The organism is Amycolatopsis granulosa (assembly GCF_011758745.1).
Taxonomy (GTDB): Bacteria; Actinomycetota; Actinomycetes; order Mycobacteriales; family Pseudonocardiaceae; genus Amycolatopsis_E; species Amycolatopsis_E granulosa.
This window is the reverse complement of sequence record NZ_JAANOV010000001.1, coordinates 1,840,548-1,866,310: the sequence shown is the minus strand read 5'-3', so window position 1 is coordinate 1,866,310 and position 25,763 is coordinate 1,840,548. Positions and strand designations below refer to the sequence as shown.

Annotated in this window: 19 protein-coding genes; 14 read left to right on the top strand and 5 right to left on the bottom strand. The window is 72.0% G+C overall.

Features of this window, described 5'->3' with window-relative positions; genetic code table 11:
• Position 1: 1 nt before the first annotated feature.
• A complete protein-coding gene (gene idi / locus FHX45_RS08950; RefSeq protein ID WP_167098607.1) occupies positions 2-547 on the top strand; it encodes an isopentenyl-diphosphate Delta-isomerase in 546 nt (181 codons plus the stop codon).
• A 61-nt stretch (positions 548-608) separates the two neighbouring features.
• Here the strand turns inward: idi and FHX45_RS08945 are convergent, their stop codons facing one another.
• Together FHX45_RS08945 and asnB are read right to left on the bottom strand one after the other, a co-directional pair.
• Positions 609-1,130 (bottom strand): YflT domain-containing protein, encoded by a 522-nt coding sequence (locus tag FHX45_RS08945; protein WP_167098606.1) that lies wholly within the window; start codon positions 1,128-1,130, stop codon positions 609-611.
• Positions 1,131-1,207: 77 nt separating this feature from the next.
• Complete coding sequence (gene asnB, locus FHX45_RS08940) at positions 1,208-3,043, bottom strand: asparagine synthase (glutamine-hydrolyzing) (protein WP_167098603.1); 1,836 nt, start codon at positions 3,041-3,043, stop codon at positions 1,208-1,210.
• A 345-nt stretch (positions 3,044-3,388) separates the two neighbouring features.
• Here asnB and kdpF point away from each other — a divergent pair, with 345 nt between their 5' ends.
• The 13 genes from kdpF (at position 3,389) to FHX45_RS08875 (ending at position 22,450) form a co-directional block, all read left to right on the top strand.
• Positions 3,389-3,490 carry a K(+)-transporting ATPase subunit F gene (kdpF, locus tag FHX45_RS27990; protein WP_167098601.1) on the top strand — a complete coding sequence of 34 codons (102 nt, stop codon included), beginning with the start codon at positions 3,389-3,391 and terminating at the stop codon, positions 3,488-3,490.
• Positions 3,490-5,151: a potassium-transporting ATPase subunit KdpA gene (gene kdpA, locus FHX45_RS08930; RefSeq protein WP_167098599.1), complete on the top strand. Its 1,662-nt coding sequence runs from the start codon at positions 3,490-3,492 to the stop codon at positions 5,149-5,151. Before kdpF ends, kdpA begins: the two co-directional genes overlap by 1 nt.
• The gene (gene kdpB, locus FHX45_RS08925) at positions 5,148-7,199 is read left to right on the top strand and encodes a potassium-transporting ATPase subunit KdpB (RefSeq protein ID WP_167098596.1); all 2,052 of its coding nucleotides are present in this window, start codon (positions 5,148-5,150) and stop codon (positions 7,197-7,199) included. Before kdpA ends, kdpB begins: the two co-directional genes overlap by 4 nt.
• Positions 7,200-7,201: 2 nt before the next feature.
• The gene (locus FHX45_RS08920) at positions 7,202-7,789 is read left to right on the top strand and encodes a potassium-transporting ATPase subunit C (protein ID WP_167108647.1); all 588 of its coding nucleotides are present in this window, start codon (positions 7,202-7,204) and stop codon (positions 7,787-7,789) included.
• A 4-nt stretch (positions 7,790-7,793) separates the two neighbouring features.
• Positions 7,794-10,340, top strand: coding sequence for a DUF4118 domain-containing protein (locus tag FHX45_RS08915; RefSeq protein ID WP_167098593.1), 2,547 nt, complete (start codon positions 7,794-7,796; stop codon positions 10,338-10,340).
• A complete protein-coding gene (locus tag FHX45_RS08910; RefSeq protein ID WP_167098590.1) occupies positions 10,337-11,029 on the top strand; it encodes a response regulator in 693 nt (230 codons plus the stop codon). The genes FHX45_RS08915 and FHX45_RS08910 overlap by 4 nt, the downstream gene beginning before the upstream one ends.
• A 37-nt stretch (positions 11,030-11,066) precedes the next feature.
• The gene (locus FHX45_RS08905) at positions 11,067-11,732 is read left to right on the top strand and encodes a hypothetical protein (RefSeq protein WP_167098587.1); all 666 of its coding nucleotides are present in this window, start codon (positions 11,067-11,069) and stop codon (positions 11,730-11,732) included.
• Between the two features lie 155 nt (positions 11,733-11,887).
• Positions 11,888-12,175 (top strand): acylphosphatase, encoded by a 288-nt coding sequence (locus FHX45_RS08900; protein WP_424923797.1) that lies wholly within the window; start codon positions 11,888-11,890, stop codon positions 12,173-12,175.
• Positions 12,176-12,296: 121 nt separating this feature from the next.
• Positions 12,297-15,878, top strand: coding sequence for a chromosome segregation protein SMC (smc, locus tag FHX45_RS08895; protein ID WP_167098582.1), 3,582 nt, complete (start codon positions 12,297-12,299; stop codon positions 15,876-15,878).
• Between the two features lie 311 nt (positions 15,879-16,189).
• Positions 16,190-17,737 carry a purine-cytosine permease family protein gene (locus FHX45_RS08890; protein ID WP_167098579.1) on the top strand — a complete coding sequence of 516 codons (1,548 nt, stop codon included), beginning with the start codon at positions 16,190-16,192 and terminating at the stop codon, positions 17,735-17,737.
• On the top strand, positions 17,734-18,261 hold the full coding sequence (locus FHX45_RS08885; protein WP_167098576.1) for a nuclear transport factor 2 family protein: 528 nt from the start codon (positions 17,734-17,736) through the stop codon (positions 18,259-18,261). Before FHX45_RS08890 ends, FHX45_RS08885 begins: the two co-directional genes overlap by 4 nt.
• Positions 18,258-19,760 (top strand): amidase family protein, encoded by a 1,503-nt coding sequence (locus FHX45_RS08880; protein ID WP_167098574.1) that lies wholly within the window; start codon positions 18,258-18,260, stop codon positions 19,758-19,760. The genes FHX45_RS08885 and FHX45_RS08880 overlap by 4 nt, the downstream gene beginning before the upstream one ends.
• 176 nt (positions 19,761-19,936) lie before the next feature.
• Positions 19,937-22,450, top strand: coding sequence for a glycoside hydrolase family 172 protein (locus tag FHX45_RS08875; RefSeq protein WP_243868964.1), 2,514 nt, complete (start codon positions 19,937-19,939; stop codon positions 22,448-22,450).
• Here the strand turns inward: FHX45_RS08875 and FHX45_RS08870 are convergent.
• Genes FHX45_RS08870 through FHX45_RS08860 form a run of 3 tightly spaced genes read right to left on the bottom strand, consistent with a single transcriptional unit; the run spans position 22,447 to position 25,741 of the window.
• Positions 22,447-23,046 (bottom strand): maleylpyruvate isomerase N-terminal domain-containing protein, encoded by a 600-nt coding sequence (locus FHX45_RS08870; RefSeq protein ID WP_167098571.1) that lies wholly within the window; start codon positions 23,044-23,046, stop codon positions 22,447-22,449. The two genes, FHX45_RS08875 and FHX45_RS08870, sit on opposite strands and share 4 nt — an antisense overlap.
• Positions 23,047-24,576 carry a sodium:solute symporter gene (locus FHX45_RS08865; protein ID WP_167098568.1) on the bottom strand — a complete coding sequence of 510 codons (1,530 nt, stop codon included), beginning with the start codon at positions 24,574-24,576 and terminating at the stop codon, positions 23,047-23,049.
• On the bottom strand, positions 24,563-25,741 hold the full coding sequence (locus tag FHX45_RS08860; protein ID WP_167098565.1) for an anhydro-N-acetylmuramic acid kinase: 1,179 nt from the start codon (positions 25,739-25,741) through the stop codon (positions 24,563-24,565). Before FHX45_RS08860 ends, FHX45_RS08865 begins: the two co-directional genes overlap by 14 nt.
• Between the last annotated feature and the right edge of the window lie 22 nt (positions 25,742-25,763).

Below are 25,763 nucleotides of genomic sequence, written 5' to 3'. Positions count from 1 at the left end.
CGTGCCCCAGGAAGAACTCGTGGTGTTGCTCGACGAGCGCTTCGCCCCCGTCGGCACCGCGCCCAAGAGCACGGTGCACGACGCGCACACGCCGCTGCACCTGGCGTTCTCCTGCTACGTCTTCGACCGGTCCGGCCGGGTGCTGATGACCCGGCGCGCGATCGGCAAGAAGACGTGGCCGGGGGTGTGGACCAACTCGTTCTGCGGGCACCCCGGGCCGGGCGAGGACATGGCGGAGGCCATCGTCCGCCGCGCGCAGCAGGAGCTCGGGCTGGAGGTCGGCGGGCTGCGCACGGTGCTGCCGGACTTCCGCTACACCGCGACCGACGCCGGTGGGGTGGTGGAGAACGAGTTCTGCCCGGTGTGGATCGCCGAGGCCGCGTCCGACCCGCTCCCGGCGCCCGACGAGGTGTGCGAGTGGCACTGGGCCGAGTGGGGCGATCTGGTGGAGAGCATGAGCCGCACCCCGTTCGTGTTCAGCCCGTGGGCGCAGCTGCAGGTGCCGCGGCTGGCCGAAGCCCTCGCGGCAGGTGCCGCACCCCGGTAAGCCGCAGGCACGGAAGAGCCCCGGGCCGGAAACCGGCCCGGGGCTCGCCTCAACTCACCGGTCAGTTGAACACGTGCGCCCGCGCGGCGAGGTTCGCCAGCAGCTCGCGGCCCTTCTCGGCGTTGCGCGGCTGGCTCAGCACGTCGTAGCGGCGCGCCACCAGCTGGGTCTGCGACACGAAGTCGCGGCGGCCGCGGGTCGCGCCGTAGCTGATGGCGGCGAACACCATGCTGAACGCGACACCCGCGACGAGCCCGAACAGGATCGGCAGCAGCCCGGCGCCCGGGGTGAACATCGTCAGCAGCAGGCCGACGAAGATACCGAACCAGGCACCCGACATCGCCGCGCTGCTGAGGACCCGGCCCCAGCTGAGCTTGCCGGCGACGCGCTCGACCAGCATCGGCTCCACCCCGACGATCGTGACGTCGGCCACCGGGAAGTCGTTGTCGGCGAGGTGGTCGACCGCCCGCTGGGCCTCTTCGTAGGACTCGTAGGACCCGATCGGCCAGCCGGTGGGCAGGGTCGGGAGCCGCGGGCTCGTGCGCGCGTTGGTGAACGCGGTCTGCGTGAATGCTTGGGTCATCTGTCTCACCTCTCCTGACCTGTCCAACGCTGCCGTACACCCACTTGTGCCCGATGTCCGGAATTCACAGCGAATTTTCAGATTCGCAGCTCGGGCCGGTAGAGGTCGAGCCAGTGGTGCAGGTCCAGCAGCCGGTCCAGGCCGTGGCGCGTCAGCGACGGCATCGTCGCCGGGTCCCGTTCCACCGCGCCGGTCACCCACGCCCGGTCCACCAGCTCGAACACCGCGTCGTCCGCCGAGGCCAGCACCTCCTTCGCCTGCTGCTGCAACGCCGCGGCGTACCCCGGGTCCTGTGTGGACGGATACGGGCTCTTCACGCGGTCCACAACGGACTGCGGCAGCACGTGCGCGGTTGCGTGCCGCAGCAGGCTCTTCTCGCGGCCGTCGAACGTCTTGAGCGACCACGGCGTGTTGTAGACGTACTCGACGAGCCGGTGGTCGCAGAACGGCACCCGCACCTCCAGTCCCACCGCCATCGAGGCGCGGTCCTTGCGGTCCAGCAGTGCCCGCACCATCCGGGTCAGGTGCAGGTGGCACACCTCGCGCATCCGCCGCTCCAGCGCGCTCGCCCCGTCGAGGTGCTCGACCTGAGCCAGCGCCGTGCGGTACTGGTCGGCGATGTAGCCCTCCAGGTCGAGCCCGGACCGCACGTCCGCGCGCAGCAGACCGCCGCGGTCGTGGGCGCCGGTGCGGAACGCCAGCCACGGGAAGGTGTCGGCGGTGCGGGCGGTGCCGTCGTGGAACCACCGGTACCCCCCGAACACCTCGTCGGCCGACTCGCCGGACAGCGCCACCGTCGACTCCGCGCGGATCGCCTTGAACAGCAGGTACAGCGAGGTGTCCAGGTCACCGAGGCCGGACGGGATGTCCCGTGCGGTGAGGACCGCGCGCCGCACCGCCGGATCGGTCAGCGCGGCGGGGTCGAGGACGACGTCCTGGTGCGCCGAGCCGACCAGCTTCGCCACGTCCCGGATGAACGGGGCGTCCGGGGTGTCGCGCATCTCGTCGGGTGTGAAGTTCTCCTCCTGCCCCACGAAGTCGACGGAGAAGGTGCGCAACTGCTCGCCCTCCTCGCGCAACCGCGCGGCGGCCAGACCGGTGATCGCGCTGGAGTCCAGGCCGCCGGACAGGAGCACGCAGCGCGGTACGTCCGCGACCAGCTGCCGGTGCACGATGTCGGTCATCAGCTCACGCACCCGCGCGACGGTCGTTTCCCGGTCGTCGGTGTGCTCGCGCGCCTCGAGTTTCCAGTAGGTGCGGGTGCGCAGGCCGTCGCGGCCGACCCGGACGATCGTGCCCGGCTCCACTTCGGACATCCCGTGCCACAGTGCCCAGCCGGGCTGTTTGGTGAACGAGAACAGCTCACGCAGCCCGTCGGCGTCGACCATCCGCTTCGCCGCGGGGTTGGCCAGGATCGCCTTCGGCTCGGACCCGAAGAGCACCCCGTCGCGGGTGGGGTAGTAGTAGAACGGCTTGATGCCCATCCGGTCGCGGATCATGACGAGCTCGTCGTTGCGTGCGTCCCAGATCGCGAAGGCGTACATGCCGTTGAGGTGCTCGGCGACGGCCTCGCCCCACTCGAGGTAGCCGTGCAGCACGACCTCGGTGTCGCTGTCGGTGCGGAAGGTGTGGCCCTTGCTCTCGAGCCGGCGGCGCAGCTCGGCGAAGTTGTACGCCTCACCGCTGTAGACCATGGCGACCTCGCCGGCCGGTGTCACCACCGACATCGGCTGGCGTCCCCCGGGCAGGTCGATGATGGCCAGCCGCCGGTGCCCGAGGGCGGCGTGCGGGGCGAGCCACGTCCCGGAGTCGTCCGGACCACGGCAGGCCATCGTCTCCGTCATGGCGTCGAGCACCTCGCGCCGCTGGGTGAGGTCGGTCTCGAAGGACACCCACCCCGTGATGCCGCACATACGCGCTCCCCTCCAGATACTGAGCAACTACAACTATGTGTAACACCGTCGTAACACAACTCGCTGGGAGCTGTCTGCGCGATTGGTCCGGTCTGACCGGATGCCTTGCACGGAGTGTGGTCGCTCGAACACGCACCTCAAAGACCCGTAAAGGCGTGCCGGACCAGCGTCAAGGGGCCGTCAGGTGGGCCGGAAACGACCCCGTCCGAGTGCAGGCTGTCGCCGGAACGGTCACCGATCGAGTGACCCTGTCGGAGGGTGTGAAGTGGCGGATCTGCTGTACGCGGTGCTGCTGATCGCGGTGTTCGCGATCCTGGTGCTGACCTTGCGCGGACTGGAGCGGCTGTGAACGGCGCGGGGGTCGTGGCCAACGTGGTCGGCGGGGTGCTGGCGCTGGGCCTGATCGGCTACCTGTTCGTGGCGCTGCTGCGGCCGGAGAGGTTCTGATGTCCGACCTCGCCTCCGGCCTGGTCACGGCCGGCATCCTGCTCGCGGCGCTCGCGCTCGTCCACCGTCCGCTGGGCGACTACATGGCGCGCGTGTTCACCAGCGACAGGCACCTGCGGTTCGAGCGCGGCCTGTACCGCGTCTGCCGGGTGGACCCGTCCGCCGAGCAGCGCTGGCCGACCTACGCGCTCGGCGTGCTGGGGTTCTCGCTGGTGTCCGTCGTGGTCCTGTACCTGTTGCAGCGCCTCCAGTCGTCGCTGCCACTGAGCCTCGGCCGCGGCCCGGTCGGCCCGGGCACCGCGTTCAACACCGCGGTCAGTTTCGTCACCAACACGAACTGGCAGTCCTACGTGCCCGAGACCACCATGGGACACCTCGTCGGTATGGCCGGGCTGACCGTGCAGAACTTCCTGTCCGCGGCGGTCGGCCTGTCGGTCGCGATGGCTCTGGTCCGCGGGATCACGCGGGCGAAGACCGACCGGCTGGGCAACTTCTGGGTCGACCTGACCCGCGGCACCGTGCGGATCCTGCTGCCGATCGCGGCCGTCTTCGCGGTCGTGCTGGTCGCGCTGGGTGTCACGCAGAGCCTGCGCGCCGGCGTGACCGTCACCGGACCGGACGGCGCGCGCAACACCATCGCGCTGGCGCCGACGGCGAGCCAGGAGGTCGTCAAGGAACTGGGCACCAACGGCGGCGGCATCTTCAACGCCAACTCGGCGCACCCGTTCGAGAACCCGAACACCTGGACCGACCTCGTCGAGATCTTCCTGATCCTGGTGATCCCGGTGTCGCTGACCCGCACGTTCGGCCGGCTGGTGGGCAATCCGCGGCAGGGGTACGTGCTGCTGTCGGTGATGGGTCTGCTGTGGACGTTCGTGCTGGCCGTGACCTGGTGGGCCGAGGCGCATCCGAACGGTCCCGCCGCCCTGCTGGCCGGGGCGGGCCTGGAGGGCAAGGAACAGCGGTTCGGCATCGGCTCGTCCGCGTTGTTCGCCACCAGCACCACCGGCACCTCGACCGGCGCGGTCAACGCGATGCACGACAGTTTCAGCGGGCTGGGCGGCGGGATGCCGCTGCTGCACATGCTGTTCGGCGAGCTCTCGCCCGGCGGGGTCGGCACCGGCCTGTACAGCATCCTGGTGATGGCGATCATCGCGATGTTCCTGGCCGGCCTGATGGTCGGGCGCACCCCGGAGTACCTGGGCAAGAAGCTCGGCAGGCGCGAGGTCACCGCTTCGGCGATCGCGATGCTGGCGATGCCGGCGGTCGTCCTGCTCGGGACCGGCGCCGCCCTGCTCGTGCCGGGCACCGCGGCGGCGATGGGCAACAGCGGGCCGCACGGACTGTCCGAAGTGCTCTACGCCTACACCTCGACCGGCAACAACAACGGCAGCGCGTTCGGCGGCCTCACCGCCACCAGCGGGTGGTTCCAGTCTTCGCTGTCGGTGGCGATGCTGGTCGGCCGGTTCGTGCCGATCATCGCGGTGCTGTGCCTGGCCGGGTCGCTCGCGGCCCAGCAGAAGGTGCCGCGGACCGCGGGCACGCTGCCCACGACCGGGCCGCTGTTCGGCTCGGTGCTCACCGGCACCATCGTCCTCGTCGCGGCGCTGACGTTCGTCCCCGCGCTCGCGCTCGGTCCCGTCGCGGAGGCCCTGGCATGACCCGCACCGAAGAGAAACCCGTCGCGACGCCGGCGGAACCGGAACGCGCGGGGGCGGGGGTGTTCAGCGGGCGGCAGATGCTGACCGCGCTGCCGGAGGCGCTGCGCAAGCTCGGCCCGCGGCACCAGGTTCGCAACCCGGTCATGTTCGTGGTGTGGGCCGGATCGGTGCTGACCACGGTGTTCGCGGTGGCCGAGCCGAACGTGTTCACCATCCTGATCGCGGTCTGGCTGTGGTTCACGGTCGTGTTCGCCAACCTGGCGGAGGCGGTCGCCGAGGGCCGGGGCAAGGCGCAGGCGGAGTCGTTGCGCCGCACCAAGAAGGAGACGATCGCGCGGCGCATCACCCCGGACGGTGTGGAACGCGTGCCCGGCGCGGGCCTGCGGCCAGGTGATCTGGTGGTCGTCGAGGCCGGGGAGGTCGTCCCGGGTGACGGCGACGTGGTCGAGGGCATCGCCACGGTCGACGAGTCCGTCATCACCGGTGAGTCCGCGCCGGTGATCCGCGAGTCCGGCGGTGACCGGTCGGCCGTCACCGGCGGCACCACCGTGCTGAGCGACCGGATCGTCGTGCGGATCACCAGCAAGCCGGGGGAGTCGTTCGTGGACCGGATGATCGCCCTGGTCGAAGGCGCCTCGCGGCAGAAGACGCCGAACGAGATCGCCCTGACGATCCTGCTGTCCACGCTGACGATCATCTTCCTGCTCGCGGTCGTCGCGGTGCAGCCGATGGCCGCCTACTCCGGCCGCGAGCAGCCGGTGATCGTGCTGACCGCGCTGCTGGTGTGCCTGATCCCCACCACGATCGGGGCGCTGCTGTCGGCGATCGGCATCGCCGGCATGGACCGGCTGGTGCAGCGCAACGTGCTCGCCACGTCCGGGCGCGCGGTGGAGGCCGCCGGGGACGTGTCGACGCTGCTGCTGGACAAGACCGGCACCATCACCTTCGGCAACCGGCGCGCGACCGAGCTGATCCCGGTCGGCTCGACGACCCCGGAGCAGCTGGCCGGGGCCGCCCGGCTGTCCAGCCTGGCCGACGGCACACCGGAGGGCCGCAGCGTCGTCGAACTGACCGAGGGCACGCCGGTCCCCGACGGCGGCGAGTTCGTCCCGTTCACCGCGCAGACCCGGATGAGCGGTGCCGACCTGCCCGGCCGCCAGGTCCGCAAGGGCGCGGTGAGCGCCGTGCGCGCCTGGATCACCGGGCACGGCGGCGAGTTCCCGGCCGAGACCGAGCGCGTCGTCGGCGAGATCAGCCGGCAGGGGGGCACCCCGCTGGTGGTCGCCGAGCTGACCGGGAGCAGGGCGGTGGTACGGGGCGTGATCCGGCTGTCCGACGTGGTCAAGCCCGGCATGCGGGAGCGCTTCGCCGAGCTGCGCCGGATGGGCATCCGGACGGTGATGATCACCGGGGACAACCCGTTGACGGCGAAGGCCATCGCGGCCGACGCCGGTGTGGACGACTACCTCGCCGAGGCCAGGCCCGAGGACAAGATGGCGCTGATCCACCGGGAGCAGGAGGGCGGCCGCCTGGTGGCGATGACCGGCGACGGCACGAACGACGCCCCCGCGCTGGCGGCCTCCGACGTCGGCGTCGCGATGAACACCGGCACGTCGGCCGCCAAGGAGGCCGGCAACATGGTCGACCTGGACTCCGACCCGACGAAGCTGATCGAGATCGTGGAGATCGGCAAGCAGCTGCTGATCACCCGCGGCGCGCTCACCACCTTCAGCATCGCCAACGACCTCGCGAAGTACTTCGCGATCCTGCCGGCCATGTTCGTGGCGATCTTCCCGCAGCTGGCCGCGCTGAACATCCTGCACCTGGCCACGCCGCGCTCGGCGATCCTGTCCGCGGTGATCTTCAACGCGCTGGTCATCGTCGCGTTGATCCCGCTCGCGTTGCGGGGCGTGCGGTACCGGCCGTCGAGCGCGTCCGCGCTGCTACGGCGCAACCTGCTGATCTACGGGGCCGGCGGGATCGTCACGCCGTTCCTCGGCATCTGGCTCGTGGACCTCGTGGTCCGCGTCATCCCTGGAATCGGGTAGTGATGATCACGAATCTGGTGAAGCAGGCCGGCACGGGCCTGCGCGTCCTGCTGGTGTTCACGGTCCTGCTGGGGGTGGGTTATCCCCTCGGCGTGTGGGCGGTGTCCCGCCTCCCCGGCCTGCACGACCACGCCGAAGGGTCGCTGGTGACGGTGGACGGCCGGGTCGCGGGATCCGCGCTGATCGGGATCGATCCGGTGCCCGCCGACCCGGCGCACGACCCGTACTTCCACACCCGGCCGTCCGCGGCCGGTGGTCCGGCGGTGTCCGGCGGGTCGAACAAGGGTGGGTTCGACCCCGCGCTGGTCGCCGCGATCGATCAGCGCAGGGCGGCCGTCGCGCAGCGCGAGGGCGTCGCGCCGGACGCGGTACCGGCCGACGCGGTCACCGCCTCGGGCTCCGGCCTGGACCCGGCGATCAGCACCGCCTACGCGCAGCTGCAGGTGCCGCGTGTCGCACGCAACACCGGGCTGAGCGAGGAGCGGGTGCGGCGGCTGGTCGAGGACAACACCACTGGTCACGGCATCGGCATCCCCGGGGTGAACGTGCTCGAACTCAACCTCGCGGTCCAGCGGGCAGGAGCACACTGAACGCGTGGACGTCGAGAAGGAGCCGCCGCGCCGGGGGGAGCTGCGCATCTACCTCGGCGCGGCGCCCGGGGTGGGCAAGACCTACGCCATGCTGGGCGAGGCGCGGCGCCGCCTGGAACGTGGCACCGACGTGGTCGCCGGCCTGGTCGAGACGCACGGCCGGGCCAGGACCGCGGCGCTGCTCGACGGCATCGAGACGGTGCCGCGGCGGCGGATCACCCACCGCGGCCGCGACTTCGGCGAGCTCGACGTGGACGCGGTGCTCGCCCGCGCCCCCGAGGTGGCCGTCGTCGACGAGCTCGCGCACACCAACGTGCCCGGGTCGCGCAACGAGAAGCGCTGGCAGGACGTCGAGGAGCTGCTGGCGGCCGGCATCGACGTGCTGTCCACGGTCAACGTGCAGCACCTGGAGAGCCTCGGCGACGTGGTCGAGCGCATCACCGGCGTCGCGCAGCAGGAGACCGTGCCCGACGAGGTGGTGCGCCGGGCCGAGCAGGTCGAGCTGATCGACATCACGCCCGAGGCACTGCGGCGGCGGCTCGCGCACGGCAACGTCTACCCGGCCGAGCGGATCGACGCCGCGCTCGGCAACTACTTCCGCACCGGCAACCTCACCGCACTGCGCGAGCTGGCGTTGCTGTGGGTGGCCGACCAGGTCGACGTGGCGCTCCAGCGGTACCGGGCCGAGCAGCGGATCACCGACACCTGGGAGACCCGTGAGCGGGTGGTCGTCGCCATCACCGGCGGGCCGGAGAGCGAGACGCTCGTCCGGCGCGGCAGCCGCATCGCCACCCGCGCCGGGGCGGACCTGCTGGTGCTGCACGTCCTGCGCGGCGACGGGCTGTCCCCGGTCGGGCACGTCGAGACCGGCCGGTACCGCAAGCTCGCCGAGCAGCTGGGCGGCACGTTCCACACGGTCGTCGGGGAGGACGTCCCGACCGCCCTGCTGGAATTCGCCCGCGGCGTCAACGCGACCCAGCTCGTGCTGGGCACGTCCCGGCGCTCGCGGGTCGCGCGGCTGTTCGACGAGGGCATCGGCGCCACGGTCGTGCAGCGGTCCGGGCAGATCGACGTGCACATGGTCACCCACGCCGAGGCCGGCGGGCGGCTCCGCTCGTGGCTGGGGCGGCGCAGCCCGCTGGCGCCGTCGCGGCTGCTGATCGGCTGGGTGCTCGCGTTCCTCGCACCGGCCCTGGCCACGGTGACCGGGATGGCGCTGCGACGCGACCTGGACTTCTCCACCGACGTGGTCGACTACTTCCTCGCCGCGGTCGTGGTCGCGCTGGTCGGCGGGCTGGGACCGGCTCTGGTCGCGGCGCTGCTGGCGGCCGGGTTGCTCAACTTCTTCTTCACCGAGCCGCTCTACACCCTGACGGTGCACGGGCAGAGCAACGTGATCACGCTGGTCGCGATGGTGCTGGTCGGGGTGCTGGTCGCGCTGGTCGTGGACCGGGCCGCACGGCGTGCCACCCAGGCGGCGCAGGCACGGACCGAGGCGTCGCTGCTGGCGTCGTACGCGCGCACGGTGCTGACCCACGCCGAGCCGCTGCGGCGGTTGCTCGCGAAGGTGCGCGAGAACTTCGGCATGGAGTGCGTGGTGCTGCTGGAGAAGCGGGACGGCCGGTGGCAGGTGGTCGAGCACGCCGGGGTCAACCCGTGCGGCAAGCCGGACGAGGCCGATGTGGACATCCCGGTGACCGCGGACGTGCACCTGACGCTGCGGGGGCGGGCGTTGCCGGCGGCGGACCGGCGGGCGCTGGAGGCGGCGGCCGGGCAGGCGCTGCTCGCGTTGCGGCAGCAGCGGATGGCCGCGGCGCAGGCCGAGGCGGAGCGGCAGGCCGAGGCGACGCAATTGCGCACGGCGTTGCTGTCCGCGCTCGGGCACGACCTGCGCACTCCGCTGACGTCGATCAAGGCGGCGGTCGGAAGCCTGCGGGCGCGCGACATCGACCTGTCGCCGGAGGACACCGAGGAGCTGCTGGAGGCCGCGGAGGAGTCCACCGACCGGCTGACGCGGCTGGTGAACAACCTGCTCGACTCGTCCCGGCTGGCGGCCGGTGCGGTGCGCACCCACCTGCGGCCCGTGGGCTACGACGAGGTGGTGGCGCACGCGCTGTCGAATGTGGACGGTTCGGCGGCAGTGGTCGTCGAGGTGGACGAGCGGCTGCCCGCGGTACTGGCCGATCCCGGTCTGCTGGAGCGGGTGATCGCGAACGTGCTGGACAACGCGTTGCGGCACGGCGCCGGGCCGGTGGCGGTGCGCGGCTCGGCCTACGGGGAGTGGGTCGAGCTGCGGATCGTCGACCACGGGCGGGGCCTGGGCAAGGGCGCGGCGGACGCGGCGTTCGCGCCGTTCCAGCGGTTGGGCGACCGGGACGCCACGCCGGGGGTCGGGCTCGGGTTGTCCGTCGCGAAAGGATTCACCGAGGCGATGGGCGGCGCCATCCGCGCGGAGGACACCCCGGGTGGTGGACTGACGGTGGTCGTGGCGCTCAAGGCGTGCCAGGCTCCGGACGTGGTGCCGGTGACGCTGAAGGAGGTGGCTCCGTGACCGAGCAGACCGGCACGGTCCTGGTCGTCGACGACGAGCCGCAGATCGTGCGCGCGCTGCGGATCAACCTGACCGCGCGCGGGTACCAGGTGGTGACGGCGCACGACGGCGCGGCCGCGCTGCGGGCGGTGGCCGAGACGAAGCCGGATGTCGTGGTGCTGGACCTGGGGTTGCCGGACATCGACGGCACCGACGTGATCAGCGGCCTGCGTGGCTGGACCACGGTGCCGATCATCGTGCTGTCCGCGCGCGGCGAGTCGCCGGACAAGGTGAAGGCGCTGGACCTCGGCGCGGACGACTATGTGACGAAACCGTTCGGGATGGACGAGCTGCTGGCCCGGCTGCGGGCCGCGTTGCGACGGTCGGCGGCTCCGGCGTCCGAGGGCGAGGCGGTGGTCGAGACCGGGTCGTTCACGCTCGACCTGCTGGCGAAGAAGGTGCACCGGGACGGTGTCGAGGTGCACCTGACGAAGACGGAGTGGGGCGTGCTGGAGCTGCTGGTACGCAACCGCGGCCGGCTGGTGGCCCAGAAGCAGCTGCTGCGCGAGGTGTGGGGTCCCGGGTACGAGAACGAATCGCACTACCTGCGCGTGTACCTGGCGCAGCTGCGGCGCAAACTCGAGCGCGAACCGTCGCGGCCGCGGCACCTGATCACGGAACCGGGCATGGGTTACCGCTTCGAAGCCTGACCGCCCGCAGCGGTCAGCGCATCAGCCGGCGGACGGCTTGCTGCCGCCTTCGCTGGACGAGGCCGGCGGAGCGCTGCTCGACGGGGTCTCGCTCGGGCTGCTGCTCGTCGACGACGACGGCGGCGCAGAGCTGCTGCTGCTGCTCGGGGTCGACGACGGCGGCGTGCTCGCGCTCGACGGCGGGCTGCTCGGCTTGGTCGAGGACGATCCGCCGGGCTCGTCGCTGCGCGGGGGCGGCGGGGTGCCCGGCGGCAGGGTGGTCCCCGGCGGGATGACCGTGCCGGGCGGCAGCGGCGTGCCCGGCGGCAACACGATCGGGGCCTCGTCCGACCCGGCCGGCGGCAGCAATGTGACGACCTGGGTGCCGTCCGGGTTGGTGCTCACGACGGCCGTGCGGCTGCCCGCGGGCAGCGCCACACCGTCCACCGTCACCGGTGTCTGGCCGGGGGCCGCGACGCCGGGGACCAGCTGCGCACCCGAGCTCGAGTTGACGCCACCCGGCCCCGCGAGCTTCGGTGCCGTGTCCGGCGCGATGATCGTGGCCAGTCCGCCGAACGCGGTGGCCAGCACGACACCACTCACCGCGAGCAGCACGTACCCGCTGCGCTGGCTGCGCGCGGCGGAGTCGCGTGGCGGCGAGACCTGCGAGATCTCGGTCCGGCGACCCGATCGTGACCCCACATGGGCCATTGTCGCTCCTTGACTGGGCGGGGAAAGCGGCTTGAGCACACCCGGGCGAGTGAGCCCGAATGGTGGCGCCTGCACCCGAGATTAGCACCAGGAGTGCGGACCGACCCCCCGTGTGGCGCCACGACGGTCACCGTCCGCAGTCGGGGAGCGTGCGGCAGGATAGGGCACGTGACGGGTGAAAACGACGCGGTCCGGCTCACGGCGTGGGTCGCCGGCCGGGTGCAGGGAGTGGGTTTCCGCTGGTGGACCCGGTGCCGGGCGCTCGAGCTCGGTCTGGTCGGCAGTGCCCGCAACCTCGGCGACGGCCGTGTCCGGGTCGTGGCGGAGGGTGCTCGAAGCCACTGTGAGCAGCTGCTCGGCCTCCTCCGGTCCGAGGCGTCACCCGGTCGTGTGGATCAGGTCGTCGAACATTGGTCACCCGCGGCGGGCGGGTTGGACGGTTTCGTGGAGGAGTGATTGCTGAACCCCGAGTGACAGGTGGGACTGCTGGGGACAACACGCCCGCGGTCAAGACCGGGACGCGGGCCGGCCACCGATAGACTCGGCGGATCACCCAGGCGTTGAAGGGTCCCGCCACGTGCATCTCAAGAGCTTGACGCTGAAGGGCTTCAAGTCCTTCGCCTCGGCTACCACCCTGCGGTTCGAGCCGGGCATCACCTGTGTCGTCGGCCCGAACGGGTCGGGGAAGTCGAACGTGCTCGACGCGCTGCGCTGGGTGATGGGCACGCAGGGTGCGAAGGACCTGCGCGGCGGCAAGATGGAGGACGTCATCTTCGCCGGCACCTCCGGCCGCGCCCCGCTGGGCCGCGCCGAGGTCACGCTGACCATCGACAACGCCGACGGTGCCCTGCCGATCGAGTACAGCGAGGTCTCGATCACCCGCCGGATGTTCCGCGACGGCGCCAGCGAGTACGAGATCAACGGCAGCTCGTGCCGGCTGCTGGACATCCAGGAGCTGCTGTCGGACTCCGGCATCGGCCGCGAGATGCACGTCATCGTCGGGCAGGGCCAGCTGTCGCAGATCCTCGAGTCGAAGCCGGAGGAGCGCCGCGCCTTCATCGAGGAGGCCGCGGGTGTGCTCAAGCACCGCAAGCGCAAGGAAAAGGCGCTGCGCAAGCTCACCGCGATGCAGGCGAACCTGGACCGGCTCAACGATCTGACCGCCGAACTGCGCCGTCAGCTCAAGCCGCTGGGCAAGCAGGCCGAGATCGCCCGCAAGGCGCAGACCGTGCAGGCCGAGCTGCGGGACGCGCGGCTGCGCCTGCTGGCCGACGACCTGGTCACCCAGCGCGCGGCGATCGCGCGGGAGGAAGCGGACGAGAACGCCGCCCGCGCCCGGCGCGCCGAGGTCGAGCAGGCGCTGGAGCTCGCCGGCGCCGAGGAGGCCCAGCTCGAGGCCATGCTCGCCGAGGACGCGCCGCGCCTGAACGCCGCCCAGGACACCTGGTTCAAGCTGTCCGCGCTGGCGGAGCGGTTGCGCGGCACCGTGCGGCTGGCCGTCGAGCGGCAGCGGCACCTGTCCGCCGATGTCGAGTCCTCCACCGGCGGCCGCGATCCCGAAGAACTGCTGGCCGAGGCCGAGCAGGTCGCCGAACGCGAGGCGGAGCTCAACGAGGCCGTCATGATGGCCAGGGAGACCCTCGCCGAGGCCGTGCTACGCCGCGAGGAGCTGGAGCACGAGGTCCAGGCCGCGGAGAAGGCCCACATGGCCGCGGTCCGCGCGATCGCCGACCGGCGGGAGGGCCTGGCGAAGCTGACCGGCCAGGTCGAGGCGTTGCGCAGCAAGAACAGTGCCACCTCCGACGAGATCGACCGGCTGACCGCGGCCATCGACGAGGCCGCCGCGCGCGCCGAGATCGCCGTCGAGGAGCTGGAGGAGGCCCGCGCCGAGGGCGGGGCCGAGGAGTCCGACGACGCCGGCCTGCAGGACCGCCACGACCGCGTGGTGCAGGCCAACCAGGCCGCGAAGGCCCGGGTGGAAGAGCTCGTCAAGGCGGAGCGGCAGGCCGAGCGCGAGATCGCGTCGGAAAGGGCGCGGGTGGACGCGCTGTCGATGGGCCTGCGGCGCAAGGACGGCGCGGGCGAGCTGCTCGGCGCGGGCGACCGGCTGCCGGGGCTGCTCGGGTCGGTCGCGGCGCTGCTGTCCGTCGAGCCGGGCTACGAGGTGGCGCTCGCCGCGGCGCTCGGACCGGTCGCCGACGCGGTCGCCGTCCAGGGCGGCGAGGAGGCTATCGCCGCGCTGAAGTTCTTGAAGGACAACGACTCCGGCCGCGCGGGCGTGCTGCTCGGCGGCGCCCCGTACCCGGCGGACACCGCGTCCTGGCCGTCGCTGCCGGACGGCGCGCGCTGGGCGCGCGACGTCGTCATCGCGCCGGAGGTGCTGCGCCCGGCCGTGGCGCGCGCGCTGGACCGGATCGCCGTGGTGGACACGCTCGACACCGCGCGGCGGCTGGTCACGGCGCACCCCGAGGTGAGCGCGGTGACCGCCGAGGGTGACGTGTTCGGCTCGCACTGGGCCGTCGGTGGTTCGGGCCGCAGCGAAAGCGTCATCGAGGTGCAAGCCGCGGTCGACGAGGCGCGGGAACGGCTGGCGGCCGCGGAACGGCGCCTGGAACAGACCGCCGCGGAGCTGGAGGGCGCCCGCGCCGAGCAGCAGGCCCGCCGCGACGAGGTGGGCCAGGCCAAGGAAGCGCTGTCCGAGGCGAAGGTCCGGAAGGCCCGGTCGTCGGAACGGCTGAACCGGCTGCAGCAGGCGGCGCGGTCGGCCGAGGCCGAGGTGACCCGGTTGCGGGACCAGCGCGCGAAGGTCGAGGCCAGCCGCGAGCAGGCGCTGGCCAGCCTGGCCGAGCTGGAGGAGCGGCTGGCGGCGGTGGCCGAACAGCCGGTGGACGAGGACCCGGACACCAGCGCGCGCGACGAGGCCGCCGAACGGCTCGCCGCGGTGCGGCAGGAGGAGGTCGAGTCGCGGCTGGCGCTGCGGACGTCGGAAGAGCGGGCGCGCGGCATCGCCGGCCGGGCCGAATCGCTGCGCCGGGCCGCGCACGCCGAGCGGGCGGCACGGGAGCGGGCGGAGAAGGCCCGCGCAGCCCGGGCACGCGGTGCGGCGATCGCGGCCGCCGTGGTCGACGCCGGTGAGCTGGCCCTGGAGCGGATCGAGCTGTCCGTGCAGCGGGCCGCGGCCGAGCGCGACGAGGCCCAGGTGGTGCGGCAGCAGCGCGAGGCGGCGCTCACCCAGGTGCGCAACCGGGTTCGCGAGCTGACCCACGAGCTGGAGAAGCTGACCGACGCGGTGCACCGGGACGAGGTGCTGCGCGCCGAGCAGCGGCTGCGCCTGGAGCAGCTGGAGACGAAGATCGCCGACGACTTCGGCATCGGCCTGGACGACCTGGTCGCCGAGTACGGCCCGGACGTGCCGGTGCCGCCGAGCGCGCAGGAGATGGCCGAGTACGAGGAGGCCAAGGCGCTCGGCGAGCAGGTCAGCGCGCCGCCGTCGATCCCCTACGACCGGAGCACCCAGGAGCGGCGCGCGAAGCGGGCCGAGCGGGACCTGTCCCTGCTGGGCAAGGTGAACCCGCTGGCACTGGAGGAGTTCGCCGCGCTGGAGGAACGGTACAAGTTCCTGTCCACCCAGCTGGAGGACCTGAAGGCGACGCGCAAGGACCTCCTGACGGTCATCAAGGAGGTGGACGACAAGATCCTGGAGGTCTTCGCGTCCGCCTACCACGATGTGGCGCGCGAGTTCGAGACGGTGTTCTCGGTGCTGTTCCCCGGCGGCGAGGGCCGCATGGTGCTGACCGAGCCGGACGACATGCTGGCCACCGGTGTCGACGTCGAGGCGCGGCCGCCGGGCAAGAAGGTCAAGCGCCTGTCGCTGCTCTCCGGTGGCGAGAAGTCCCTGGTGGCGGTGGCGATGCTGGTCGCGATCTTCCGCGCCCGTCCGTCGCCGTTCTACGTGATGGACGAGGTCGAGGCCGCGCTGGACGACACCAACATGCGACGGCTCATCGGCTTGCTGGAGCAGCTGCGCGAGTCCTCGCAGCTGATCATCATCACGCACCAGAAGCCGACGATGGAGATCGCGGACGCGCTCTACGGCGTGAGCATGCAGGGCGACGGCATCACGAAGGTGATCAGCCAGCGCCTGCGCCAGGAGGCGTAGGAAACCCCTGCCGCTCACCGTCGGCGTACCCGCGGATTTTCACATAGGCCAAAAGCGAGTTCACCGGGATGCACCGGACGTGGCCGGTGTCGCAGAGTTTGCGGGGCCGCCGCCCGCCGCTACCGCGGGGCCGGGCTCGGCCTGCACCACCGGCATCGTCGCCTCCGGCGGCGCCGTGCCTCGGTCGCCACCGCGAACCTCGGGGCGACCGGGAAGTACCTGCGCGGCGAGTCGCCGCGGGTGACCGAAGAGCCTGGTCACGGCGTTTCGCGCGCCGGAGACCTGGCCCAGCTCCCGTCCGGGAGGACTCGATGACCACAACCGAAGTTTCCGAAAACTGGGCCGAAAACCGCGAGGACTACGCGCTGCGCCCGGTGCCCTCGAGCTACCAGCGGTGGAGCGTGCCGTCCCTGTTCGGCGTCATGTTCGGCATCACCACTGCGATGTTCTTCTTCTCCTGGGGCGGCACGCTCGTGCACGCCTACGGCACCGTCAACCTCGTCGTCGGGCTGCTCGTCGCGACCGTGATCGTCGGCGCGCTGGCCTACCTGTGGACCAGCGCGGCCTCCCGCAGCGGTCTCGGCTCCGACCTGCTGACCCGCGGCGCCGGGTTCGGTTTCCTCGGATCGACGGTGACGTCGCTGATCTTCGCCGTGAACTCGCTGCTGTTCTTCGCGTTCGAGGGCTCGATCATGGCGAACGCGGTGATGGCGCAGTGGCCGTCAGTGCCGCGGTGGCTGGTCTACGCCGGTGCGGGTGCCGTGTTCATCCCGCTGACCTGGTACGGCCTGCGCCTGGTGAACATCCTGATGTGGGTGACGCTTCCCGTGTTCGCGGTGTTCATGGCCCTGACCATCTGGCATGCCGCGCACACGCCCGTCGAGGCCGGCTTCTGGTCCTACCGGCCGGCCGCCGGTGCCGGTCCGGATGCCGGGCCACCGGTGCTGCAGCTGCTCGCCGCGGCCTTCGGTGTCGCCGGGACCATCCCCGTCGCGGCGGACTTCGGCCGGTTCATCCCGGCGCGGCGCCGGCGGCTGGGGTCGTTCGTGGTTGGCCCGGTCTTCGCCGCGGTGACGTTCCTCGGCCCGACGCTGCTCGGTGCGTGGCTGTCGCTGCGGTTCGGTGAGACCGACCCCGGCAAGTACCTGCCCGGCGTGTTCGGGGTGTGGGGTGTGCTGTTCGTCGTCACCACCCAGCTGCGGATCAACCTCAGCAACGCCTACTCCGGGTCGCTGCAGTTCGCCGGGTTCTTCTGCCGCGTGTTCGGGGTGACGCCCGGCCGGCACTGGTTCGTCGTGCTGACCGTGGTCCTCGGTGGCGCGCTGATGTTCGGTGACCTCTACAGCAGGCTCAACGCGGTTCTCACGTTCGGTGGCGTCTTCATGCTGGCGTGGATCGCGTGCGTGGTCGCGGACATGACGATCAACAAGCGGCTGCTGCGTCTTTCCCCGCCGCAGTTCGAGTACCGCCGGTCGCGGCTGCCCGCGCTCAACCCGGTTGGTCTGGGCGCCATCGCGGGCGCGCTCGTCGTGTCGGTTCCCCCGGCGTTCGGACTGTTCGGGCCGCTGGGCATGACATTGGCTCCGTTCGTGGCGGCAGCCGCGGCGTTCGTCCTCGTGCCGGCGATCGCCCTGGCGACGAAGGGCCGGTACTACACCGTCGCCTCCACCGCGGAGGAGGTCGTTCCCGGTGACGATCTCGTGCGCTGCGTCGTGTGTTCCGAACGGCACGCGCCCGCCGACTTCGTTTCCTGCCCGTTCCACCGCGGCGCGATCTGCTCGGTCTGCTGCGCCGCCGAACGCTCCTGTCGCTCCCTGTGCAAGAACACCACCGCCCAACTCGAAAGGACACCCGCATGACCGACCTGCTCGCCCGCCTGCAGCGGCTGGAAGACCTGGAAGCGATCCGGCAGCTCAAGAGCGACTACGCCCGGACCTGCGACCTCGGCGCCGACCCGGACGCGCTGATGGCGCTCTTCGCGCCGGACGGCGACGTCGCGTGGCGCAGCAACGTCTTCGGTGAGCACCACGGGCACGACGCCATCCACCAGTGGTTCTCCGGGGTAGCCGGGATGATGCCGTGGGCCGCGCACTTCATGGTCAACCCGGTGATCGAGGTCGCGGCCTCCGGCGACACCGCGACGGGGCGCTGGGATCTGCTCGAATTCGCGACGATGGCCCGCGCGGACGGCTCGGGCGAGTTCGAACCCGTCCTCATGACGGGCTGGTACGCCGACGAGTTCCGCAAGATCGACGGCCGCTGGTACTTCAGTGCCATCAACATCGACATGCAGCAGATGTCGGCCTGGGACAAGGGCTGGGTGCGCGAGCCCCACCGCGGCGGTGACCCGATGGCGGTGGCCGCCGGGCGGGCGCTGCGATGAGCTCGCCGTTGTCCGGCGCCGACGCCCTCCGGCAGGCCGACCGCCTCGGCCTGCCGGTCGGCGCGGCCGAACTGCCCGCGGTGCGGGAGCTGGTCACCGAAATCCTGGACACCATCGGCGCGCTGCCGGCGCCGGAACCCAGCCCGGCGAGTGGTCGTCCCACCCGCTCGCCGACGACCGCCGATGACCCGCTGAACGCGGTCACCCGGTGGACGGACGCCGGACCGACCGGGTCCGGTCCGCTGGACGGGGTCCGCGTGGCGGTGAAGGACTGCATCGCGGTGTCCGGCGTGCCCATGACGGCGGGTTCGGCGCTGCTCGCCGGGTTCCGGCCGGATGCGGACAGCACCGTCGTCGCCCGGTTGCGGGCGGCGGGCGGGCGCATCGTGGCCACCACGCGGATGGACGAGCTCGGGCTGGCCGCGGGCGGCGATTCCGGGCGTGGCGGTCCGGTGCGCAACCCGTTCGACCCCACCCGCACGGCGGGCGGCTCGTCCTCCGGGTGCGCGGCCGCGCTCCACTACGACACCGTCGACGTCGCCGTCGGCGCCGATCAGGGTGGTTCGGTCCGGGTGCCGGCCGCGTGGTGCGGGGTGTTCGGCCTGAAACCCACCCACGGGCTGGTGCCCGCGACGGGTTCGCTGGGCATCGACCACACCCTCGACCACCTCGGACCGATGGCGCGCACCACGGCGGACCTGGCCCGGGTCCTGGACGTGCTCGCCGGGCCCGACGGAGCGGATCCCCGGCAGCGGGACCTGTCACCGCCGGCGGGTTACGCGCGCGCCGTGGCGGACGCGCCCCCCGGGTTGGCGGGGGTGCGGCTCGGCGTGGTGCGGGAGTGCGTGGCCGGTGCCGAGCCGGACGTGCGGGCTGCCTTCGAGGACGTGCTGGACGAGCTGACGAAACTCGGGGCGACGGTCGTCGTGGTGGACCTGCCCGAACTCGCCGACGCGGGCGCGCTCTGCTTCGGCACCACCGTGGAAGGCACGGCGGCGCTGCTGGCCGCGGGTGGCAACGGCTACCAGTGGCGCGGACGTTACTGGCCGGAGCTGGCGCAGGGGCTCGCGCAGGGCTGGCGGGACAGTGCCGGGCAGCTCGGAACAGCAGCCAAGGCGGTGCTGCTCGCCGGGGCCCACCTGCAGGAGGCGTACCGCGGCGAGTGGTACGCGAGGGCGCAGAACGCACGGGCACGGCTCGAGCAGGGTTACGTCCGCGCGCTCACCGGGGTCGACGCGCTCCTGTCGCCGACCACGCCCGGGTTGCCGCACTCCGTCTCGGCACCGTCCGACGCGGCGCGCGTGCGGCGGGGCTGGGCCGTGCTCGCCAACACCGCGCCCGCGAACGTCACCGGTCTCCCGGCGTTGTCGATGCCACTCGCGCAGTCGGGGGGACTGCCGGTCGCGGTGATGCTGACCGGCCGGCGCTTCGACGAGGGCGGGTTGCTCGCCATCTCCGCGGTGTGCGAGCGGGAGATCGGGGTCCGGCCACGTCGTTGATCAAATCGGCAGCCCGGTGGTGCCGGTCATCCCCTTCCCTCGAAAGTGTCCGAGCGCCGCGGGGCACACCGGTGGCGGTCTCCACTATGTTCGGGTAATCGATTTCTCGCGCGGCGTGGCGCGGGTGGTCCAGTCCACACTGGGGGGTCTTCACTGTGCCCGGACGTTCCCTCGTGATGCGCAAAAAACGGTCTCTGCTGGTGGTCGCCGGGCTCGTGCTCGCGCTCGCCGCGGGAGTTCCCGCCCAGGCCGCGCCGGCCCCGGCCGCCCCGGGGAAGGGACCGGTCGGGTGGGACGTCTACCGGTCGCTCGACGGGCTGGCCCGGTTGCGGCCCGGCGAGCAGGTGAAGCAGTTCTCCAGTTTCGACCGCACCGGCCACAACGACGACGGCTTCGACGGCACGTACTCGTGCCTGCGCCACGAAGCCAACGGCGACTGCCTGCTGGCCGACGCCCGCGGCGCCGGTGAGATCTCGTCGATCTGGTTCACCTACGCGGCCACCTCGGTCGCGGACATCGGCCGGATCACCATCGAGCTGGACGGCAGGGTGGTGCTCCAGCGTTCGCTGCAGGACGTCGTGAACGGCGCGCAGGGCGCGCCGTTCGTGTGGCCGCTGGTCGGCAACTCCGCCGACACCATGGGCGGTTCGGTGATCAAGGTGCCGATGCCCTACACCAGCTCGATGCGGATCACCACCGAGCACAACCCGCACTTCTACCACGTCACCTACCGCCAGTTCGCCGATGCGGCCGGTGTGCGCACGTTCGACCCGGCCGACCGGGCCACCGACGTCATCCAGCGGCTGCGCGCCTTCGGGGTGCGCGACCCGAAACCGGCCGCGCCGGGCGCGCGCACCCAGGGCACCTCGTTCGACGTCCCGGCGGGCACCGCCGCCTCGATCCCGCTGCCGTCCGGCGCGCAGCGCATCACCCAGCTCCGCCTCCGGTTGCCGCAGGTCATCGCCGCGCCCGGGCTGTCCGACGACGGTCGTGCGTACGGCCCTGGCGGAAGTGCGTTCACCGCGAGCGTCGCGCCGGACAACGACGGTGTGCGCATCACCCGCCGCATCGACGCCGGGATCGGCGAGCAACGGGCCGACCTCGTCATCGGTGGCCGGACCGCCGGGCAGTTCTCCAGCGGACCCGCCCGGGTGGGCGGCGGCTGGCTGGACGAGACCATCGAGGTGCCGGCCGGCCTCACCCGCGGCCGGTCCCAGCTGCCGGTCGCGACCCGGTTCGTCTCCTCCAGCCAGGACGTCAACGAGTTCCGCTACGAGGTGCACAGCCTGGTGGGCGGCCAGTGGGTGCGCACCGACGTGCTCGACGTCGGCCCCAACCACCCCGACGAAGAGGCCGCGCACGGGTACACAGTGGACGGACAGCAGTGGGCCGGCCTGCGGCACTTCCGGTACGCGGCCGATCCCGGTCAGGTCGCGGCCGCCGATGCGGTGCTGGAGGGCCTGCGGTTGCGGCTGACCTTCGACGGGCGGACCACGGTCGACGCTCCGGTCGGTGAGTTCTTCGGTTCCGGTCTGGGCAAGTACGCGTCACGGACCCTGCTGCACAGCATCGACACCACGGACAACGGCGCGTACACGGCGTGGTGGCCGATGCCGTACGCGCGCAGCGCGGTGGTGGAGCTGGTCAACACCTCGGGCGTGCCGGTCACCGGCGGCAGCCTCGAGGTGACCACCGCGCCGGACGCCGGGGTGGCCGCCGGCCTGCGGAACGGCTCGGTCGGCTACTTCCACGCCACCCAGCACCGCGCGCACACCGTGCCCGGCCAGGACTGGAACTTCCTCACCAGCCAGGGCCGGGGCGTGTTCTACGGGGTCACGACCACCATGCGCGGCGACATCCCACCGGGGCAGAACCAGCTGAGCTTCCTCGAGGGCGACGAGCGGATGTACCCGGACGGCTCGGCGAGCCCCGCGATGTACGGCACCGGGTCGGAGGACTTCTACGAGTCCGGGTGGTACTTCCTGGACGGCCGCGACGGCGACGTGGAGGGCGTGCCGTACGCCATGCCGCAGGCCGGGCTGGTCAGCCGCGAGGACGCCGGCGACGGCTGCCGGTACGTGTGCGTCAACGCCTACCGGCTGATGCTCGGCGACGGGGCCGCGTTCGGCAACGGCATCGAGTTCGACATCGAGCACGGCGACCGCTCGTCCACGCCGGCCGAGTACAGCTCGACGGCCTACTGGTACGGGCAGGACACGCCGTCACTGAGCCGGACCGACGTGGTGGAGACCGGCGACGACGCGAGCCGGTCGGCGCACGGGTACTCCGCCCCGGGTGAGACCCGGGCCTCGCTGACCTCGACCTTCGAGGGCAAGGGCGACACCACCCCGGTCACCCGCACCACGACGTCGACCACCCAGCCGGTGACGTTCACCGCGCGCGTGGACCAGGAGAACGGCGGCCTGCGGTTGCATCGCGTGTCCGACCAGGCGCAGGCGTTCCAGGACGCGCGGGTGTTCGTGAACGACCGGCTCGTCGGGGAGTGGTACCAGGCGCTGGGCAACACGTACTCGCGGTGGCTGGAGGACAGTTTCGACATCCCGGCCCCGGCCACGGCGGGTCAGACCTCGGTGCAGGTGCGGCTGGAACCGGTGTCCGGCGCCCCCGCCTGGTCGGCGTCGCGCTACACGGTCTTCTCGCAGGCGGCCCCGTCCCCGGCGCAGGACTAGCTGATCGGGGCGCTGCCGTCCCATTCGGACAGCGGCGCGCAGTGCCAGCGCCACTTGTGCAGCCTCGGGTGGCCCGGCAGCGCGGCCCGCCCGTTGGCCCACAACAGGGTGGGCCACGGGTCGGTGTCCATCGGCGTCCACGGGAACAGCCGGTACAACGCGGCGGCCGCCAGCCGGGCCGGCGGCTCGAAGTTCACGCCGAGACCGCGTGCGGCGTCGAAGGTGTGCACCAGCAGCTCGTCGGCCGCCATCGCGGCGAAACCGGACGGGTCGGCGATGCCCCACGGGTGGAAACCGCGTGCCTCCGGCGAGCTGGTCGCGACCACCGCGGCCAGCACCTTCGCCGTCGTGCCGAGCGTCACCAGCAGCTCCGCCGGCGGCGAGCCCGCCCGCACATGGGACTCCATCGTCGACAGCTCGACCGGCCCCGCGGTCAGGTCGTAGGCGTACCAGTGCAGGGAGTCGCTGATGTGCGCGACCACCCCGGCGACGGTCAGGTCCATCTCCGGAACCGGGACGGACCAGTCCCGTTCGAGGTGCCCGGACAGGAACTCCGTACAGGTCTGCGCGGTGGAGAGCAGGACGTTGGCGTCCATCTAAACCGGCTCCGGTTCCTTCCGGGCCGTGGTCTCCGCGGTGCGGTGCCGCAGGGACAGCGCGCCGCCCACGACGAGCGTGATCAGTACGCCGAGCAGGGTATACCACGGGAACGCGAGCACCACCGGCTTCGCGCCGGGAGCGGGCGGGATCTTCACCGCGAGCACCACGACCGCCATCACCGCGACCGTCACCACGAACGCGATGATCGCGTCCAGCTGGCGGGCCCGCTTGACCCACATGCCGAGGAAGAACGCGCCGAGCATCGCGCCGTAGGTGTAGCCGGTGATCGACAGGCCCTGCTCGATCACCGGGTTGTTCCGGCTGCTGAACAGCGACCCGAACACCGCGAACACCACCGCCCACACCAGCGTCCAGATCCGGCCGTGCCGCAGCAGCTTCGAATCCTCCGGCGGGCGCTTGGTGAACCGCTGGTAGAGGTCGGCCACCGTGGAGTTGGACAGCGCGTTCAGCGCCGAGGCCAGCGCACCCATCGTGGACGCCAGGATCGCCGCGATCAGCAGCCCGGCGACGCCGACCGGCAGTTCGCTGGTGATGAAGTTGGTGAACACGTCGTCGCCCTTGATGCCCAGCTGGGGCAGCGTGCGGAACCCGTTGTGCGCCCACAGCATCGCGCCGACCAGCAGGAACAGCGCGAACTGGATGGTCACCGCGATCCCGCTGCCGATCAGCGCCTTGCGCCCGTCGGCGATGCTGCGGCAGGCGAGGAACCGCTGCACGATCAGCTGGTCGGTGCCGTGCGAGGCCATCGTGAAGATCGCGCCACCGACGACGGCGGTCAGGAACGCGTACTGGCTGGTCAGCAGGTGCAGGATGTCGAAGTTGAAGTCGAACAGCCGGAAGATCCCGGCGTCGGCGGCGCGGGAGGTCCAGCCCGACGGCAGCTTGCCGGCCAGGACGATCATCGCGATGATCGCGCCGCCGATGTAGACCGACAGCTGGATCACGTCCACCCACACGACCGCCTTGATGCCGCCGACCAGCGCGTAGATCACGGTCAGCGCCGTCAGGACGACCACGATCTGCCAGTAGGACGTGTGCAGCCCGAAGTGCTTGAGGATGACCTGGATGGGGATCGCGCCGGCGAACAGCCGCACGCCTTCGGCCAGCAGGCGCGTCACGATGAACGCCACCGACGCCACGCCCTGCATCGTGGAGCCGAACCGCTGCCCGAGGAAGGCGTACGCGGTGGTCTGCTGGCCCTTGAAGTACCGGGGCAGCAGCACGAACGACACCAGCGTGCGCCCGATGATGTAACCGAACGGCAGCTGCAGGTAGGTCAGCCCGTTGTAGCTGCCGGACGCCGCCCAGATCAGGCCGGGCGTGCTGATCACCGTGAGCGTCGAGGTCTCGGTCGCGACGATCGAGAAGCACACCGCCCACCACGGCAGGCTGCGTTCGCCGATGAAGTAGTCCTGGGCCGAGCGCTGGCGGCGCCCCACGAGCACGCCGATCGCGGGCATCGCGGCCAGGTAGACCACGATGATCGCCAGGTCAACTGGGTGCATCTGGCACTCCTATCGGTTGGGCCGGGGCAGCCGCTACCTGCAGACGGGTGACGGTCGCCGGATGGGGAGCGGGCATCGCGAGCGGGTGCGTGCCGGGGGTGATGCTGCCGAGCAGGCGCGGCCCGCGGGCACCGGTCGCGGCCGGCAGGTTCGCGGGGATGCCGTGCCAGGTGAGCCAGCCGAGCAGCGCGGTCAGATACGCCTCCTTCGCCGAGCGCGGCAGGCCGAACTCGTCGCTGGTCGCCAGCCGGGTGCCGGGCAGGTGGCGGGCGAGTGCGCGCATCAGCGACGGGTTGTCCGCGCCGCCGCCGGAGGCGATCACCGTGGTGGCCTCGGCGCAGGCGCGCGCCACGGTGACGGCGGTCAGCTCGGTGAGGGTGGCGAGCAGGTCCTCGTCCGCCACGTCGAGGCCGGCGGCCGCGGCGCGCAGGTAACCGGCGTGGAACAGCTCCTTGCCGGTCGACTTCGGTGGCGGCGCCGAGTAGTAGGGCTCGGCGAGCAGGCGCTCCAGCAGCTCGGGGTGGACCCGGCCACGGGCGGCGATCGCACCGTCGAGGTCGCTGCTCTGGGCGCCGCCGGTGACGTCGTGCGCCGCCAGGTCCAGCAGCGCGTTGCCCGGGCCGGTGTCGAAGGCCAGCACCCCGTCCGCTCGCACGACCGTGACGTTGGCGATGCCGCCGAGGTTCAGCGCGACCGCCGGCGCCAGGTCGTGCAGCCACAGCGCGTCCAGGGTGCTCGCCAGGGGAGCGCCGTGCCCGCCCGCGGCGATGTCGCGGACACGCAGGTCGGCGACCACCGGCAGTCCGGTGCGCTCGGCGATCCAGGCCGGCCGGCCCAGTTGCAGGGAGCCGCGAGCGCGACCGCCTTCGACCCAGTGGAACACGGTCTGGCCGAGCGAGGCGACCAGGTCGGCTCCGGCGGACATCGTGGCGGCGGCCTCGCCGAACGCCTGCCCGACAAGGGTGTCGAGCCGGGTCACCTGCTCCAGCGTGGCCGCGGCCGGCGGCAGCGCGGCGAGCAGCTCGCGCCGCAGGTCCTCCGGGTAGGGAAGTGAGTTGTGCCCGAGCGGGGCGAGCACGACCTCGTCGCCGGTCACGTCCAGTTCGGCGACCGCCACGTCGATCCCGTCGACCGACGTGCCGGAGATCAGCCCGACGACGCGCATGACCGAGTGGTCTAGTCCACTT

Coding starts and splice junctions, on each gene's coding strand:
- FHX45_RS08945 (WP_167098606.1), bottom strand. CDS start 1,130: ATGACCCAAGCATTCACGCAGACCGCGTTCACCAACGCGCGCACGAGC.
- asnB (WP_167098603.1), bottom strand. CDS start 3,043: ATGTGCGGCATCACGGGGTGGGTGTCCTTCGAGACCGACCTCACCCAG.
- kdpA (WP_167098599.1), top strand. CDS start 3,490: ATGTCCGACCTCGCCTCCGGCCTGGTCACGGCCGGCATCCTGCTCGCG.
- kdpB (WP_167098596.1), top strand. CDS start 5,148: ATGACCCGCACCGAAGAGAAACCCGTCGCGACGCCGGCGGAACCGGAA.
- FHX45_RS08920 (WP_167108647.1), top strand. CDS start 7,202: ATGATCACGAATCTGGTGAAGCAGGCCGGCACGGGCCTGCGCGTCCTG.
- FHX45_RS08890 (WP_167098579.1), top strand. CDS start 16,190: ATGACCACAACCGAAGTTTCCGAAAACTGGGCCGAAAACCGCGAGGAC.
- FHX45_RS08885 (WP_167098576.1), top strand. CDS start 17,734: ATGACCGACCTGCTCGCCCGCCTGCAGCGGCTGGAAGACCTGGAAGCG.
- FHX45_RS08880 (WP_167098574.1), top strand. CDS start 18,258: ATGAGCTCGCCGTTGTCCGGCGCCGACGCCCTCCGGCAGGCCGACCGC.
- FHX45_RS08875 (WP_243868964.1), top strand. CDS start 19,937: ATGCGCAAAAAACGGTCTCTGCTGGTGGTCGCCGGGCTCGTGCTCGCG.
- FHX45_RS08870 (WP_167098571.1), bottom strand. CDS start 23,046: ATGGACGCCAACGTCCTGCTCTCCACCGCGCAGACCTGTACGGAGTTC.
- FHX45_RS08865 (WP_167098568.1), bottom strand. CDS start 24,576: ATGCACCCAGTTGACCTGGCGATCATCGTGGTCTACCTGGCCGCGATG.
- FHX45_RS08860 (WP_167098565.1), bottom strand. CDS start 25,741: ATGCGCGTCGTCGGGCTGATCTCCGGCACGTCGGTCGACGGGATCGAC.